The sequence below is a fragment of the Planctopirus sp. SH287 genome, from assembly GCF_056500625.1.
In genome coordinates this window covers 2,714,285-2,730,988 of record NZ_CM151403.1, presented here as the reverse complement: position 1 = coordinate 2,730,988, position 16,704 = coordinate 2,714,285, and the positions used below count along the sequence as shown (strand labels likewise).

Below are 16,704 nucleotides of genomic sequence, written 5' to 3'. Positions count from 1 at the left end.
TTTTTTTGCTTCATTTCAAGCAGATGGTACACAAAATTGTCTTTGACTGAAGCGCCTTGAAGTGAGGTGTTTGTAAATGCAACAGCAGGTGGAAATACCATCCTTTAAGAATCTCTGAAAATGATCTTTTGACGAGGTATTTTATCGAACCTTCGGGGTATGATCATGGTTAGAGTCGTGGGATCAGGTCAATGGCCTGATCTGTATGCTCCGCCGGTTGTTCTTGAGATTGGCGCGGGATATGCACTCTGTTCGGCGTTAACGAGTCACCCTGTGGTGCTTCTGTGTTGGAAGCCTCGGTGGTTGATGACCGGTTCGTTCTCTCTTAGGTGGAAACTTTCATGAAGATGGGTTCTCGCAAGTCTGGCTTCACTTTGATCGAGCTGCTGGTGGTCATCGCCATCATCGCCATCCTGATTGCCCTGCTCCTTCCTGCCGTTCAACAAGCACGCGAAGCAGCCCGCCGCACACAATGCCGTAACAACCTGAAGCAGCTGGGCCTCGCCCTGCACAACTACCACGACAACGCTCTGGTTTTCCCTCCTGGCTACATTGGTGTGAATGCTGCAGGAGCTTATAGCGGATGGGGCTGGGGAGCCTTTATTCTGCCGTTTGTTGATCAGGCTCCACTTTACAACAACATCAACTTCTCTCGTGACATTTATGACAGCACAGGTACTGCCCCAGCAATTAACCGCACTGTTGTCTCATCAACTCCGCCTGCCCTTCGCTGTCCTTCTGACGTTGGTGACGCCAAAGTTCTTAACGTCAGTGTGTTGACGGGTTCTCCAGCCGCTGCGGTTGCTGCAACTGCCAGTACTTTTGGCCGATCCAACTACCCTGGTGTCGCTGGTATTCGTTATAGCAGTACAGGCACACCTCCCGTTTACACTTTTGGCGGGTTCTGGGTTTTTGATAATGGCACTCCAGCAGCGATTACAGGAACCACCGTGACTCCTGTTTCATCCAAGGATTATCGTGGTATTTTCGGCGAAAACAGTCGCGTTGGTATCCGCGATATGACCGATGGAACCTCCAACAGTGTTGTGGTCGGTGAACGCTGGACGGTTCGTAATACTGCTACGACAGACACTGGGCATGCCATTTGGGCAGGTGCTGCTGATCGTAATGGGACAGGAACCGCCACCGGCTTGGGTGATGCATTCTATCGTATTAACGCTGATACTGACTCTTCCACTGCTACCGTACGTGATAACACAAACGGTTTTGCCAGCTTCCACACCGGTGGTGCTCACTTCCTCTTGGGTGATGGTACTGTGCGATTCATCAGCGAAAACGTTGACCTGACTCTCTATCGTCAGCTTTCCACAATCAACGACGGTAACGTCATTGGCGAGTTCTAATTTCTTCTCTTGGGATTGCTGCCACTCACACTGTTTCTGCCAGTGGCTGTGATTCTGATCTGATGAGATTTCTATCAAGAGGCCCGGTGATGTTCATCACCGGGCCTCTTGCCATTCCCACCCCCGCTTTTTTTTGAAGAGGGTGGCGTGTGGTGCCAGGTGAGTGGCTTTTCGGTGGACGTTCTCAATAAATAGACATGCCAGAGTGACTATCGGCGATCAAATCACTTGGGGTACCTAAAGCTGGTGCGTTTCACGCACCCTACGAATACTTAATTGCTCCTCTCCCATTCCGATGGGAGAGGCTGGGTGAGGCGAGCCAAAGATTAAATAGCGATTCGTAGATACTCCAAATCAATAGGCATCCCAGGCACGTTTCTCGTATTGAGAATGCCCATTGGAAAATCCCTCACCCGGCCCCTGTCGGGGTTTGTGGCGGCGTTTGGGGGTCGGTTGTTTGTTGGCGTTTGGGGCTTACGCCGCCAGCCCCTTGCGGGGTTTGGAGCGGCGTATGAGGGGCGGTTGTTTGTTCACGAATGGGTCTTGCGCCGCCAGCCCCTTGCGGGGTTTGGGGCGGCGTATGGGGGTCGGTTGTTTGTTCACGTTTGGGGCTTACGCCGCCAGGGCGCCGGAATGAGATGGGAAAGAAGGGTGCGATTTCGCGCAACAAGGGGTGATGGGGTAGAGAGGCTTCGTTTTGGGTGCACCTCGCAGGTTGAGGTCTTTTTCGCCTGTGATTCCGGACAGAAGTCTCTCCATCGGCTCGGTCAGGGCCACCCTTTGCCAATGGGGAATCATTCCTATTGGCGGAAGCGCCGATTGTGGACGCTTCCCTCGAATTCGAGACTGACAAACAGTTCATCAAAGGTGAGTTGCTCACGCAAAACACTTCTGATGCCCGACTGAATGTTTTTTATTGGCACTTATTCATTCGCCACTTCTTGTGACGAGGGGATGCCAACACAATCACGTTTGATTCAGCAAAACTGAATCGGACAGGCCGACGGCATCATGCCTGCGAGGGTGACTTCGTGGAGTGATGTTTCGTGGTGGCCCTGATCGATGCTGGAATTTCACGGCCCCCGATTGCTCGCAAGAGTGGTCGGGGGCCACTTTCGTCCCCTCGCGGGGTTTGGGGCGGCGTATGAAGTCGATTGTTAAATCACGAATGGGTCTTACGCCGCCAGAGTGTTAGTGTTTTTTGCGGGGGCGGATCGTGGTTGGTAGATGTTTTTTAGTAAGGCTGGTGGGTTGCGCAGAGCCTTAACCCACCCTACTGATTAATGACAGTTTATAGCTACTTGTAACGAGTCGTTCAGAGTTGGTGCATTGCGCTGCGCTTCATGCACCCTACGTAGTAAATGCTTGGCGATAGTAGGCGTTTTTTATGTAGTGAATATCTATTGAAAACAGCCCTCACCCCGGCCCTCTCCCATCGGAATGGGCGAGGGGGGTAAATGCTTCTGTCGGGAGGGGGGGGGATTGATCGGGGCTATTTTTTTGTTGAGATTGGGCGGAGGGGGTGGCCGTGTGTGGCTCGGTTTTTCAGGTCATTGGCGAGGTTATCCAAAGCCAGCGGCACCAGCTTTTGAGGTTCTTCAGCCGCTACGAGATAGAATCCATAGACCATTTCATCCGTGGTCTGCTCGCCCCAGGTGACTCGCTGGGGTGGTGATAAAGGATTGAGGGGATTGTCGCTGGAGTTATCCCACGTGGCTGTCATTTTTAGTATTGTCTTTGCGGGAAGCGACAAGGGTTTCGCCAGATGAAATTCGTCCTGCCAGGTGTATCGCCAGTGAGAAATCTCAATAATGGGGAGAATGGTGCCATCTGGAAGGTGAGCTTCCGCTTTGAAGGACTTCCCTAACAGGTGCATGTGAGGCACGACACTTAAAAGCTGAACGGGCTGAGGCAACTGATAGCTGGATTGTCGTTGATAGTGTTTTTCGCCGGCGGGGATGTTGATGTCGTAGCTGGCTGTCCAAACGGCAGCCGCAATGTTCTTGGGGGATTTCGTGAAGTAGATCCCGATACGTGACTGATCATGAGCCACTTTTCCCGACGAATGATAGTGGATCTGCAACACGAGGTCAGACCCCTTCTTCACATAGCGACCCATCTGGCCGCTGAGCCGGCGAGGGGTATTTCCCGGTGACCAGCCGCCTATCGAACCGGAGGGAAGAAAGCCTGGGCTGCCGAAACTGCTGTAGCCCATTTCTGGAGTCTGGGCATCCAGCTTTCTGGCAGCACCCCGGGAATCCAGAAAGCAGAGTGCATGATGCACCACGCTGGCTTCGCCGGGTTTGAACTCAATCGCGCTGACGACCTTGTCTGTTTCCAGGTGGAGTGGAATGACAAAGTTCTGAAATTGATCTGGCCCGTCAGCCGCGACGGTGAACTTTCCGGGCATCTCGACGATGAGATCCGGAGGCCCCAGTTCCCATTCTGTTTGAGTTTCAACGAGGGCCGGGGCTTCATCCAGACTCCCGGCGGGCGTCCCACGTTCCACCCAGGTGGTCAGGGCGCGTCGTTCCAGTTCAGAGAGTCCGCGCTGTCCGATGAATTCGCCACAGATCGCATCGGGCATCCAGGGGGGCATTCGGCGTGATTGAATTTCTTCCATCACCTGCAATTTATTGCGAACCACATCGTCGTAGTGAGTCAGAGAAAAGTTACCAACCCCGCCTTTCTGATGGCAGTGGCCGCAATTTGCCAGAACGATGGACGAGGTGACCTGTGCCCACGTGAGATGCGATTCCGTATTTTTTGTGGCGGGAGCCAGCAATTCCTCGGCTGGAATCACATCCATGAGGCACCCCACGGGGGGCGTTGAAGCCAATTCAGCGGCAGGGTTGAGTCGCAGCCGTTCGACAGCAGATTCCAGATCACGTATTTTTACCACGGTGCGTTTAATGCCCGGGGAAGCCCAGCGCTCATCGATCCTTCCGCGGTAAACGATCTTCCCTGTCCGATCGAGAATAAAAGCTTCAGGGACATGAGTGGGAACCAGGGCGCGGGCGAGTTGAGCCAAGGGGTCAAAGATGATGGGAAACCTGACCTCGTATTCCTTCGCATATTTCCGCAACTCCGCATGGGATTGAGTGGGAACTGACCAGATCGCATGAAAGGTGAGGGTGTCTGATCCGTCGTTCCACTTTTGATAGAGTCGATTCAATTCCGGAAGATAGCTGCGCGCAATGGGGCAATCTCCATTGATAAACACGACCACGCGCCACTCGGCGGCTGACTTTTCACGGAAGGAATGAACCTGAGAATTCTGGTCAAGAAGCTGGCAATTCCAGAGGGGTTGGTGTTGAGGTGGCTTTGCCGCATCAGTCTCTGCAGCAGTCTTTGCTGTGGCTGTGGCCGTTTCAGGAGTTGAGGCCGAGCGGGATGGTGGCTGTGTTGTGGAAGAGTTTTGGGCTTGATCAGTGGGCGACATGCCCAGCAATTGGGTGGGCCATATGCCCAGCATGGCGCCAGCCAGAAGGAATCCGGCCAACAGATTGGCGACCGTCCTGTTTGCCAATGGATTGCACTGCTTTACGGAGAGTCGTTGTCGCACGTCAAACTTCCTGAGAATTCAATACGGTCTAAGAATTCAATACGGTGTTTTGAGGGGATTCCTCCCTGACAAGCACTGATCTTCGATTGAAAAATGAGTGCCCCATCAGAACTGATTTCCCCCAGGCCAGGCAGGCTCAGAAAGACTGCCCAATGAACGCATTCTTCCCAGTTCTTGCATCCATTACCGACTTGTTGTCCCTGAGGTTTCAATTTGAGAGAAGAACGGCAGATAAAAAGCTCTGGCATGCGGAGTGACGCTATTTTGATAGGGGGGATTACCCGGGAGAATTTTGCGACATCAAAACATGCTTATCTCATGCTGCTGTGTTTTATCCACAACTTTTTCCCGATCAATTTGACCGTATGGATTGGGGTGCCGTCGCTCCACCATCGTTTGAGTGGGCACGCTTGCTCAAAGCCGCAAGCAGGGGACGAAGCAGGATTTATCAGCGTGTATTTATTTGATGGTTGATGGTCATCTCAAACTGATTGGGGGACTGTTGGTGATCAAATTAAGAGAGCCGCTTTCCCAGTGATAAAGAGAAAATTTCGGGACGACGCAATCCCAGAGCCGTCCAGACAAGCACACCAATGATGATTGGCATCAGGATGGGTTCGTCGGCTCGCAAGTGGGTCACCACCGCACCGCCCAGATAAGCGGTCAATAAGATGGCACCGATAAAAGCTGATTGCGGGATCAGGAACAGGATCGTAAAGACCACTTCAAAAATGCCGATTTGAAACAGATGATTGGAAGTGAATCCCATCTTCCCGATCGCTTCGGCTTTTCCTTCCCATTCCGTGAATTTTCCGACCGCGCTGACCCCGATGAGCAAAGTGGCAAGAAGACCACTCAGCACCCAGCCAGCGATTGACCATTTGGATAATTTCATGCGTGCCTTTGCTCAATGGATTGAGTTCGTTTTTCTGAAGTGTGGGCGTTTCTCTGTGTTATCCGGTGCTGCTCTGTGTCATGCGGTGCGGACAGTGTGAAAAGCTCACACGGGAGAGAATTCGGGGTTTTCAACGTTGATCATCCAGTTCAAGCCGAATCGATCTGTCAGCATTCCGAAGCAGGGCGACCAGAAGGTTTTGGTCAAGGGCATTTCGATGGAACCGCCTTTAGCAAGTGCTGTGAAAAGGCTGTTGGCTTCGTCTTCATTGGCTGCTGAAAGAGAGAGCCGGAAGCCTGAGAACGACGACTTGTCGTCACAACCATCTGAAGCCATCAAATGCGTATGGCCAATGGTAAAAGCGGCGTGCATGACCTTCTTTTCAAACCCGGGCTGCAACATGTCGGGAGGTGTGGGGTCGGGGCTTTCCTCAAACCGCATGATCATCTCAATGGTGGCGCCCAGAGCCTCCTGATAGAAGTTGAGTGCCTCTTCACATCGTCCGGAAAAAAAGAGATAAGGCGTGACGGTCAGCATGGCGGCATCTCCCTGTTAAAATAGAATTGAGAAGTCAGGCTTGAGAAGTCTTTGGTGAACTCACGGGGTGATGACAATCGGCCCCGGAGTATACCGGCTTCTGATGTTATGAGAGCCATGGCGCGATGGTTTTGTCCAGAGGAGCCGCTGAGAGTCTGGTTGGTAAAAATCTCTTTGTGAAGCCATGGCGGTTTGCCGAAATGATGGGAGACAATCCCACCTGCTTACAGCCGGCGGAATAATCCTTGAGATCCGCGCTGTCAAATCGTCGGTTTTGAAGGATTGGCCCAGGCAAGTAATTGACCCTCCCCTGTAGGCGCCATAAACTCATATCAGCAAGGGATTACGTGTTGTTCTTCAGTGATTGGGTCGGCTCATGACGTCTGCAGCATCAAGATTGTCTTCTATGAACAGTTTCAAACCCTCGACGTATTCGTTGCTTGTTATGGTCATGGGTCTGGCGATTTTCCCGTTGGTTCTACAGCCTCAAGCCATGGGGCAGGCCGTGGGAGCAAAGGCTCAGGCTGGTGGCAAGGGGGCTGTCACGGCTCCCCGTTTTGAAGATAAGACGCTGGTCACCAAGGATGGTATCCCCGTTCGGATCTCTTATTTCGCAGGCAAGAAAGGGAAAGATACCCCCGTTGTCATTTTGCTGCATGGTAAGAAGGGGTCTCGGCAGAACTTCAATACGACGTTGGCCCCTTTGTTAAATGATGCGGGTTACGCAGTGGTCACTGTCGATTTGCGAGGCCATGGTGAGACCCCGCTGACCCCAGGTGGGGCTGCGGCACCGGGTTCAAAGAAGGTTGAGTCCGCAACGCTCAGAGCTAAAGACTATGGTGCGATGGCGTTCGGTGATCTCGAAGCGGTTAAAAAATTTCTCTATGAAGAGAATCAGGCCGAACGATTGAATATGAGCAAGTTGGCAATCCTTGGAGCCGACATTTCGTCGGCAGTCGCACTGGTTTACACCGAACTCGATTGGTCGAAAACACCTTACGATGATGGCCCGTCATTGATCACTCGCACGCCCCGTGGTCAGGATGTCCGGGCACTGATTCTGCTTTCGCCTGAAGGAACGATTGGCGGTCTTAATACCATTCAAGCGACAAATGCGGTGCGGACTGTGGGACTGCCTGTGATGATTGGTGTGGGTAGCAAGGATACCAGTGATCGTGGTTCCGCCAAAAAACTTTTAGAGCAGCTTAGTGGCGATAAAAAAGAGTACGTCTATCTGGAAACCTATGAAGGCGGACTTCGCGGGACAGCGCTCCTGGGTCGCAAGCTCAAGACGGAAGATCACATTCTGGCATTTCTCGATAAACATCTGGCAAAGCTGCCCATTGAATGGCGGGATCGTCGTTCACGCCTGGAGCGATAAATGGCTGCTGTGAGACGGTTATTGTCAGCGTTGCTCATCTCTCTGGCTATCGCGTCAGGGGGAGCCGTTGTCTGGTTACTTCCTTTCACGACTGCTAAACCGTTACTCACACGATTGGAGAAGTCGCTTATTGGGGCGACTTCTCCAGTCGCAATGGCTGCGACCGGTTTCATCGCAGTCGCAGAAGCCGGGCAAATGGAGACGCCACCCTCGCCAGCAGGTTCGTCGTCATCGATTTCGACGATTCCCGATCCTTCAAAAACAGTGGCAACTCCGGTGGTGAAACTGGAGGACGAAGAACCTGTTTATATCGACGACGAAGAACTTTCCCGTCTGTTTGAACGGAAGGCGACAGCGCTGGCCCGTGCGGGGAAATGCCTGCAAACGCGGGATGTCATTCGCCAACTCGAACGCCGTAGCTGCTCATTGGAACTGCCGCCCCCCCGCATCGAAGCGCTGGCGCCAGAGGCTGTTTATCGTTTAGCCGCCAAGTCCACGTTGCTGATTGGTTCTGTGCAGCAGACACGGACTCAGCCATCCCGCTTCAACTACTCGAGCAATGCAACGGCCTGGGTTTTGACGGAAGACGGGGTCATCGTTACCAACTATCATGTTTTTGAAGAGAGTGATTCTGAAAACTACGCCGTCATGACGATGGGTGGAGATGTTTTTCCCGTCACTGAAATTATTGCCGCCGATCGCCGTGCAGATATTGCGATCGCCCGCATTGATGCGAAAGGTCTCACGCCGATCCCGTTGGCGAAATATGCTCCTGTGGGATCATGGGTGGGAGCGTTAACGCATCCGGGAACGGCTCATTTTATGTTCACCCAAGGAACTGTTACCCGCTATCTGAAGTTTTCCCCCGGCAAGAATGAGCGGACAGAAAAATGGATGGCAATCAGCGCCGATTACGCTGTCGGTTCCAGTGGTGGCCCGATACTGGATCGGTATGGCAATCTGGTGGGAATGGCATCAATGACCGAACCCGTCGAGTTCGGCGACGGAAATGCACGCGATGAAGGCTCCACGCTGCAGATGGTCATTAAGCTGACAGTCCCCGCAGCCGAAATTCGCCGACTCATTAAAGAGTTGCCCAAGAATTGATACGCCTACCAAAATCAACTTCGTTCTAATGTGCCATGCCCGCAGCCTCTCGCGTCAGATCAAAAGCAGACAGGCATGCGTTGCGCATCTCGCTCGCTATGGATTCTTGTGAAGCGTATAGTCGATTAAATATCGGATAAATACCATCGCTAAGTATTTATCATACCAGATGAAGGATTTATCGTGTTCCAGCGTGATCAATCACTGAGTTCCTCTGTCGATAGTTATTATTTGTTTCTCAGGAATAGACAGGCGTTCCTCGGTCTCGTGCTTTTCAAGAACTGTACTGGTGACTTGCAATATCACGCGAGCGCCGTCTTTAAGGCGCGGGGCGGAGGTGGGCAATGTCTCCGTGACATCCAGTAACCAGCTTTCACCATCGTTGACAGTGACCGCCAAAGGTTGGAACAGGGACGGCGTTTTAGCCGGAAGAAACGTTAGCGCAATTGTCCGACGATCTTCAGAGATTACTGGCATAAGGACGACCAGAGGCGACTCTGGAGAAGTGGATCCACTCATCAAGGTAATCTGCTGAGCATTGAAAGCTGTCATAACATAGCCAACTGATTCGCCAGGTTGTTTGTCCATTCTCACAAATCGATCGTGAGTTCCTTTCCGGAGTTGTTGCCACTTTTCTGCGGAAAGAATGATCTCCTTAAATTGAAAACGGGCCTCAATACCCATGGATCGGCGTAATTGAGCGAGCACGTCGATAATTTGCTCATGACGCTGCTGAGTCTGCCGTATCACGAGACTGATCGTCCCATCAAAAAACTTGACATCGCCGTTGCCTCCGACACTGGCCCAACTGTCTGGAGCCACCGTCGACGTGAGCAGTTCCATAAGTTGTATGCTTCGCAGATGAATCGACGAATGAGCCGCCCAAACTTCGCCAACAGTTTTCTCGCCAGTGATCGAGACTGGCATAAGAATGATCAAATCAGCAATAGGATATGTAACCACGATATAAGGGGAGACCCGTTCCGGACTGGTGAGAACGTAGCAATCCCCTTCTTCTCTTAATCCGAGTCCCACAGTATTGCAGAGAATCCTCAATGCCGAACGAAGCGAGACTTGGCTGAGAACCAGATTCACGGAAGCGTCATCTTTAATCCCCGCTTCCATGAGTCCGTTGGGTTCTACAACGATATTGACACGGGTCTGCTTAGCCAGATCCATGACCGCATCTTTCAATGGACGGTCATTCCAGCTAATATCGATCGTTTGCGCAAGAGGATCCGCGAGTGGAGGCTTGGATAGCAAGAAAGGATGCCGAGTGGGAGCGGACGCAATGTGGGTGGGTGCAAAGTGAGCAGACGCAAAGTAGGTGGGTGCATAGGAATGCCGTCCCGAGGCTTTCCATGAAGAGACCGGAGAAAGCTCAATATGAATCTGTACAGTGGAGTCGGCTTCATTGCGAACGATGGCCATGTCCACTGACATTGAGGGATTGGCTTGACGAATTTTCGCCACTGTACGTGTGACCGCGTCACGATCAAAGAAATCTCCTTGACGTAATTCCTGGTGTCCAATGGCCTCTATGCTGGCACCTTGAATCGATGCGGGGGAAGTCACCGTGATGCCGCCGATACGGAATCGAGGCCCCGTAACCCAATCGATTGCATAAATAGCAGGAGTCTGTGTATGAGAATCTCCAGGTCGGACACAGCGATAACTGTCAAGGCGATTCCATGCAAAGAACCCTTCACGATAGTCATGATGTAGCATGGCTCGATTTAGGTGATCGTGCCCGAAACAAGGATGAAGTTCGCCGCGAAGTTGCCCACGTTTTCCTGCCACAGGGTTACCAGGCTCAACATCTTCCCATGTTTTCTCCAGAATTTTTGGCCCTTCATTGATATAGACGACCGCCACCCATTGAGGCGAATTCTTGCTCACAATATCGAGTTCAAAGTGAACTTCAATAATCGCAAACAGATACCCGAGAGAGCCATATTCTTCTCGCAACATCTGAGGGAGCTTTTGAAACACTTGGTCGAACGTATTGAAAGCAGATGCCTGCCGAGCCAGAAATTCTTTTGCGATTGTTGAACGGAGACCACTGAGTCGAATTTTGACCGGTGTATCAGGAGCCAAACCAGGAACAGATGGCAGGCGCCAGGCAAAAAGATTTCTCGGCTCGATACGCTGGTAGGGAATTTCCGGCTGCGCGATCGGAGGAATGCCCCCAGGAGATGCCGTTTTCGAGGAATTTGGCGGCAATTCCTTGTTGATCGGGGAGCTATCTGCTCCTTGCGGCGGGCTGGGCTTGGTGACGACTTCCGTGGTCGCCCTGTCTTCATTGGCTGTTGAACGCTGTGTCGCGCCAGGCAGGGTCAGGATTAATCCCACTCCAAGCAAACCCCAGCCCCACCAAGGTGTTCGGCTCCGACATCCGTGTTGTCGCCGCATGATTCTCTCCATTCGTTCGGAAGTGAGTTCCACGGGCCGGACACCCGGCGCCATAGAGACAGGACGCAATTGCTGTTTCAATTCCAGCGCAGCCAGCAGACTGCGGGCATACCGCGACGGCTCGCAGTTCATCTCGGCAAGGACATCATCATCACAGCATCGTTCGAGCAGTCGGCTCAATGAACGGTTGCCCCACCAGACCAGCGGATGGAACCACCACACGCACTGCACCAGAGCCTGCCACCACCCCAACCACAAATCACCGCGACGAATATGTAATAACTCGTGCGCCAGAATCGGCTCCAGCTCTGCCTGAGAGAACTGGCTCACCAGTTTCTCCGGCAGCAGCAGTATCGGCCTGAACACACCAAAAACGGCTGGCCCACGGTTTGACGGCGTGATCCACACACGCACCGTCTGCCTAATGCCGAGTTGCTGGCACAATCGAACGACTTGATCCTCGACAGCTGGCCGTACCAATTGTCCGTGATATCGCAAGCTGATCCAAAGCCTCAGCAAATGCCCTACAATGAGCAGGGCCGTCGTAGCGATTCCTGTAAGCCAGATTCCAAGAAGCAGTGCCGACCAGAAGCTCACAGGTGCTTTGATAGATCTTGATCGAGTCAATAAAGGATCTTGGGCAAAAGTCTCAACAGGAATGACTGCCGATGGTTTGGAATTGATTGAAGACTCTTGCGAAAGAGGAAAGAGCAATCCAGGCGAAGCCTCTATCATTTGAGGGGAATTGACGAAACGAATAGGCGAGTCCCCTGAATTCTCAACAGAAGAGGGGGCATCAATAACAACTGCCTGCAGGTTTCCCCATGGCGGTAGAAGATCATAGGAAAAGAGGCTGACCGGGCTGCTCCAGAGCGGAGGAGTGACGGCTTTTATCAGAACCAGCAACCACAAAGTCGCTGCCAACTGCGGCCGAGACCGACCAAGCCCACGCACAATGGTCGCAACAATCACGATTACCAACGTCAGTTGCCATGTTTGGGAACCAAGCAGACGGAGCCCGTGATCAGTCATGGCGGTTCTCCTCAAGGCGATCAATCAGCTGCTTCAGTTGTTCCAGGTCGTTGCTGCTGATGCCACGGTCTTCGATCAGATGCCGAACCAGCGGCAAGGCTTCTCCGCCAAACAGCCGATCGACCAGATCGTTGATTGTCTCACGAATCACTGTTCGTGGTTGAACACGTGGCGAGTAGATCCTCGCCCGGCCTTCCATGCGACCTTTCAGATATCCTTTGAATTCCAGCCGCCGTAAATATGTCTGCACTGTGGCGAAATCGATTTCACGTTCAATAAGCAGCGTCTCATGCACTTGGCGAACGGACGCTGCCTTCAACTCCCAGACAAGGCGAACAATTTCCAGTTCCCCTTTAGAAATCCCTGGTCGCTCTCCCATCGTCTGCCCCTAGCGCTGATTACTTCACGCACAAATGTACGCGAATTATCTTCAATGACATTTGTACGTGAGTCAAGCCGAATTTCCACCACCCATAAAAAATCAGGAGGTTCAAAAATGGAGTTCGACCCGCTGGCACGCCTGGGGGCACACGGTCTGTCACTGGCTGAGTCAAATAAGCGATGGCCAAGTCAAAACAACATTTAAATCAATAAAACAGTTGAGTTGTTAGTAATATCGTCCACTAAACAGACGATTTGCCACAAGATTTATTGATTAACATACATTGATATGTTGTTGCGGCTCATGTAATCTTCACATTTGCCATCTGGACTATTCGACGGTAAACGACGAGCCATCCTGATGTCAGGTTCATTCTTCTGCCCTGTTTTGTTGCCCGTTCTTATCTTCTCATTCGAGGACGTTCATGATGTTTTCCACACGCTACTATCGCCGAAATGCCTTCACTTTAATTGAGTTGCTGGTTGTCATTGCGATTATTGCCATTCTGATTGCTCTGCTTCTGCCTGCCGTCCAGCAGGCGCGCGAGGCGGCTCGGCGGACACAATGCAAAAACAATCTGAAACAACTTGGCCTGGCGCTTCACAATTACCACGATACTCATGGAACGTTCCCGCCCGGCGGGGTCAGTAACCTGCGCCCCACAATTCCAACCACAACATCCAGCACGACCTGCTGGTCATCGGGGTCTAATAACGGATTCGCGCCCTGGACGGTCATGATCCTGCCATTTCTTGATGACTCTCCCCGGTACCAGACGTTCAATTTCAGCGAACGTTTTACCAGTGGTGATACCGACGCCAACGGCTCGTCAGGGAATCATGCCGCCTGGCAGAAAGGGAACTCCAAGTTCCTATGCCCCTCAGATCCTTTGTCACTACCTAGCACGAATCGTACTAACTATTTAGGCGTGCAGGGTGCCGGGCCGGTGAACTGCAATTGCACCAGCGACTCCAACAACCGCTTTTATCTGTTTAACGGCATTCTGCATCACAATTCCAATGTCACCATTGCCGCGATTACCGATGGCACGACAAACACCTTTCTGATGGGTGAGTCAGTTTATCAGGATATCGGCACCAAACGTTACGGCTGGGCATCTTCCGATTATCAGCAGAACACCTGGGGTAGCCCAGGAACCTATTCAGCCGCCCAGACGGCGATTAACGCGTTGGGAATGAACACGGGACATAGCCGGCAAAGCCGTGGATTCTCGAGTCAGCACACGGGTGGAGCACATTTCGCCATGGCAGACGGTTCGGTGCAGTTCCTCAGCCAGAACATGAACTTTGATCTCTACCAGCAATTGGCAATCCGGAATGATGGCTTGCCCATTGGAGGTGTCCAATAATGTTCATACGCACGCTTTGCGCGATGGTTTTGTGCTGGTCGATTTCAGGATGCGGTGGAGGCGCCGGCGACGGTGTCAATCGTCTGGTTGTCAGCGGAAAAGTCCAGTTTGAAGGAAAAGCGGTTCCCAAAGGGGAAGTCCAATTTATCCCCAGATTACCGGCAGATACGCCAGGCCCTGCCGCGACTCTCGTCATTGAAAATGGGTCTTACCGAAGCGACCGCACTAATGGGCCAGTTGCCGGAAAACATCAGGTTATTATCTCCGGGAAGAACGGTATCCCTCACGAAAATGATCCTCAGGGTGTTTCACTCTTTCCGGCCTACACAACTGAGGTGACGATTGAACCGGGGAAGACATATGACTTCGATGTTCCGGCTCCGGGCAAAAAATAATGGTCACCACTTTCACATCAGTGCATCGTGAAGATTGAGTTGGTGATATCAAGTTGAAGCGTTGAAACTCATACCCGTAATAAGAGCCGCCCGCCCCGGGATATTCTTCCAGGGCGGGCGGCATTCTTTAGTGGCGGTGTCATTTCTCAGCAGTCAGGAACACTGGCAGCATTTGCGATAAAGGCATTGCCAATGAACTCTTTATTAGAGAAATCTCAAGGGGCTGCTTCCGCTGGGGGATGCTCTGTTCTTGGTGAGGGTTCACCAATAATGGCCACCATTTGTTCATAGTCCAGCGATTCGGCCTTGACCAACTCATGGGTGAGTTTTTCGAGAGCATCACGATGCTCGCTAAGAAGTTGTTTGGCCTTTTCAGCAGCCTCAACCAGAATCCGCTGCACTTCCTGATCGATGAGATGTGCAGTGGCCTCACTATGTTCGCGTGGTTCTGACATTTCCTTACCGAGGAACGGATGCTCTTCGCCACTGCGAAACGCGACCGGGCCGATGACTTCACTCATCCCCCAATGTGAGACCATACGTCGTGTCAGCTGCGTGGCACGCTTGAGATCATCCTCGGCACCAGCTGAGTATTCGTCGAAGATCAGTTTCTCAGCGGCCCTTCCGCCCAACATAAAGACGAGTTGTGCGTGGATCCGTTTTTCGCCAATGTTATAGCGTTCTTCGTTGGGAAGAAGCTGCGTCACGCCCAAAGCCCGACCACGGGGTATCACTGTGACTTTATGAACGGGATCAAGCTCAGGCTGGAACCAGGCCAATAAAGCATGCCCGGCTTCATGATAAGCCGTCATTTCCCGCTCATGTGGTGACAGAATTTCTTCCCGCTTGGCGCCCATCAGCACGCGATCCCGGGCCAGATCAAAGTCAACTTTGGTGACCTGATCACGATTTTCCCGGGCGGCTGTCAGTGCCGCTTCGTTGACAAGATTTTTCAGCTCAGCACCAGAGAAGCCAATGGTTGATGTTGCAATGGCCGTCAGATCCACATTGTCTGCCAAGGGAACTTTACGGCAATGCACCTTGAGTATTGCCTCGCGGCCAGCCCGATTAGAACGATCGACCGACACATGCCGATCAAAGCGCCCGGGACGAAGAAGTGCTGGATCAAGAACATCAGGGCGGTTCGTAGCCGCAATGACAATCACGGCTTCCGTCTGATTGAAGCCATCCATCTCGCTGAGGATCTGGTTCAGTGTTTGTTCCCGTTCGTCATGTCCGCCACCCAGACCGGCACCGCGAACACGTCCGACAGCATCAATTTCATCGATGAACATGATGCAGGGGCTGTTTTCTTTTGCGTTTCGGAAGAGATCCCTCACGCGACTGGCACCCACCCCCACAAACATCTGAATGAACTCGGAGCCGTTAATGGAAAAGAACGGCACCCCCGCCTCACCCGCTGTTGCGCGGGCCAGCAGCGTTTTTCCCGTTCCAGGCGGCCCCATCAGAAGGACACCTTTAGGAATCTGCGCACCCAGTTTCTGGAACTTCTGGGGCGATTTGAGAAACTCGACAATTTCCTGCAACTCGCCCTTGGCCTGCTCCATGGCAGCCACATCGGCGAAGGTTGTCATTTGTTCGCTGGACTTAAACTTCTTGGCAGGACTGCGGATGAAATTCCCCATCATGCCGCCGCCCATCGGATCGCTGTTACGGCGCATCATGAAGTAGAAAAAGCCAATAAACAGCAACGGGGCCAGCAGATAAAGCATCAGCGTGAAGCCTAAGCCGGGATCTTGCGATTCCGCCGAGATTTTCACCCCTTTTTCACGAAGCAACTTCAGCAGTTCGTCATCCTGCTTCATGGGGAGAACGGTATTAAAGTTCTCAGGAAGGATCTTTCCGGGATTCTCCGGATTGACCATATCCTTCTTTTTCCACTTGCCCGTCAGAAGTTCACCATGGAACGTGACTTTCTCCACGTTTCCTGATTCGATCTGTCGCCAGACGAACATGTAGTCGACGCGGCTGCCCTGATTAGAAGGGGCCGTTTGCCACATCCACAGAAAACCGATGGAGAGAATCACGAGAACGATCAACCACGTCGCCGAGAACTGCGGCCGTTTCGGTTCATCATCGTTATCACCGTTGGCAGGGCGACGTGGAGTGGGCTTGGAGGGGGAATCCTTCGGCAGCGGTGCCATGAGGCCTCTTCGTACCAGAGCAAGGAACTGTTGTTATCACACGGAATGAACCTGAGGCACTGGTGGAAAGAATCAATCCCCTCGTGACATCAGGAACTGG

General features: G+C 52.4%; 11 protein-coding genes. 5 read left to right on the top strand and 6 right to left on the bottom strand.

Going from position 1 to position 16,704, the window contains the following annotated elements; translation table 11 throughout:
* The first annotated feature begins 341 nt into the window (after positions 1-341).
* Positions 342-1,364, top strand: coding sequence for a DUF1559 domain-containing protein (locus tag SH287x_RS10115; RefSeq protein WP_479518600.1), 1,023 nt, complete (start codon positions 342-344; stop codon positions 1,362-1,364).
* Positions 1,365-2,856: 1,492 nt separating this feature from the next.
* Here SH287x_RS10115 and SH287x_RS10110 read toward each other — a convergent pair.
* The 3 genes from SH287x_RS10110 to SH287x_RS10100 form a co-directional block, all read right to left on the bottom strand.
* Positions 2,857-4,929, bottom strand: coding sequence for a redoxin domain-containing protein (locus SH287x_RS10110; protein WP_479518599.1), 2,073 nt, complete (start codon positions 4,927-4,929; stop codon positions 2,857-2,859).
* 514 nt (positions 4,930-5,443) lie between these two features.
* A complete protein-coding gene (locus SH287x_RS10105; protein ID WP_479518598.1) occupies positions 5,444-5,824 on the bottom strand; it encodes a DoxX family protein in 381 nt (126 codons plus the stop codon).
* A gap of 105 nt (positions 5,825-5,929) precedes the next feature.
* Positions 5,930-6,361, bottom strand: a complete 432-nt coding sequence (locus SH287x_RS10100; protein WP_479518597.1) for a VOC family protein — start codon at positions 6,359-6,361, stop codon at positions 5,930-5,932.
* 406 nt (positions 6,362-6,767) lie between these two features.
* On the opposite strand from SH287x_RS10100, the gene SH287x_RS10095 reads away from it, so the two are divergent.
* Positions 6,768-7,742 (top strand): alpha/beta hydrolase, encoded by a 975-nt coding sequence (locus SH287x_RS10095; RefSeq protein ID WP_479518595.1) that lies wholly within the window; start codon positions 6,768-6,770, stop codon positions 7,740-7,742.
* Complete coding sequence (locus tag SH287x_RS10090) at positions 7,743-8,849, top strand: S1 family peptidase (RefSeq protein WP_479518594.1); 1,107 nt, start codon at positions 7,743-7,745, stop codon at positions 8,847-8,849.
* 201 nt (positions 8,850-9,050) lie between these two features.
* Here SH287x_RS10090 and SH287x_RS10085 read toward each other — a convergent pair whose 3' ends face one another.
* Both SH287x_RS10085 and SH287x_RS10080 read right to left on the bottom strand, forming a co-directional pair.
* Complete coding sequence (locus tag SH287x_RS10085; protein WP_479518592.1) at positions 9,051-12,293, bottom strand: M56 family metallopeptidase; 3,243 nt, start codon at positions 12,291-12,293, stop codon at positions 9,051-9,053.
* Positions 12,286-12,672 (bottom strand): BlaI/MecI/CopY family transcriptional regulator, encoded by a 387-nt coding sequence (locus SH287x_RS10080; protein WP_479518591.1) that lies wholly within the window; start codon positions 12,670-12,672, stop codon positions 12,286-12,288. Before SH287x_RS10080 ends, SH287x_RS10085 begins: the two co-directional genes overlap by 8 nt.
* Before the next feature lie 427 nt (positions 12,673-13,099).
* Here SH287x_RS10080 and SH287x_RS10075 point away from each other — a divergent pair, with 427 nt between their 5' ends.
* Both SH287x_RS10075 and SH287x_RS10070 read left to right on the top strand, forming a co-directional pair.
* Entirely contained in the window at positions 13,100-14,044 is a 945-nt protein-coding gene (locus tag SH287x_RS10075; protein WP_479518590.1) for a DUF1559 domain-containing protein, read from the top strand.
* The gene (locus SH287x_RS10070; RefSeq protein ID WP_479518589.1) at positions 14,044-14,439 is read left to right on the top strand and encodes a hypothetical protein; all 396 of its coding nucleotides are present in this window, start codon (positions 14,044-14,046) and stop codon (positions 14,437-14,439) included. The genes SH287x_RS10075 and SH287x_RS10070 overlap by 1 nt, the downstream gene beginning before the upstream one ends.
* A gap of 215 nt (positions 14,440-14,654) precedes the next feature.
* Here SH287x_RS10070 and ftsH read toward each other — a convergent pair whose 3' ends face one another.
* Entirely contained in the window at positions 14,655-16,604 is a 1,950-nt protein-coding gene (gene ftsH / locus SH287x_RS10065; RefSeq protein ID WP_479518588.1) for an ATP-dependent zinc metalloprotease FtsH, read from the bottom strand.
* Positions 16,605-16,704 lie beyond the last annotated feature (100 nt).

Bases quoted from the DNA above. Each gene is read 5' to 3' on its own strand.
- SH287x_RS10115 (WP_479518600.1), top strand. From the start codon at position 342: ATGAAGATGGGTTCTCGCAAGTCTGGCTTCACTTTGATCGAGCTGCTG.
- SH287x_RS10105 (WP_479518598.1), bottom strand. From the start codon at position 5,824: ATGAAATTATCCAAATGGTCAATCGCTGGCTGGGTGCTGAGTGGTCTT.
- SH287x_RS10100 (WP_479518597.1), bottom strand. From the start codon at position 6,361: ATGCTGACCGTCACGCCTTATCTCTTTTTTTCCGGACGATGTGAAGAG.
- SH287x_RS10095 (WP_479518595.1), top strand. From the start codon at position 6,768: ATGAACAGTTTCAAACCCTCGACGTATTCGTTGCTTGTTATGGTCATG.
- SH287x_RS10090 (WP_479518594.1), top strand. From the start codon at position 7,743: ATGGCTGCTGTGAGACGGTTATTGTCAGCGTTGCTCATCTCTCTGGCT.
- SH287x_RS10085 (WP_479518592.1), bottom strand. From the start codon at position 12,293: ATGACTGATCACGGGCTCCGTCTGCTTGGTTCCCAAACATGGCAACTG.
- SH287x_RS10080 (WP_479518591.1), bottom strand. From the start codon at position 12,672: ATGGGAGAGCGACCAGGGATTTCTAAAGGGGAACTGGAAATTGTTCGC.
- SH287x_RS10075 (WP_479518590.1), top strand. From the start codon at position 13,100: ATGATGTTTTCCACACGCTACTATCGCCGAAATGCCTTCACTTTAATT.
- SH287x_RS10070 (WP_479518589.1), top strand. From the start codon at position 14,044: ATGTTCATACGCACGCTTTGCGCGATGGTTTTGTGCTGGTCGATTTCA.
- ftsH (WP_479518588.1), bottom strand. From the start codon at position 16,604: ATGGCACCGCTGCCGAAGGATTCCCCCTCCAAGCCCACTCCACGTCGC.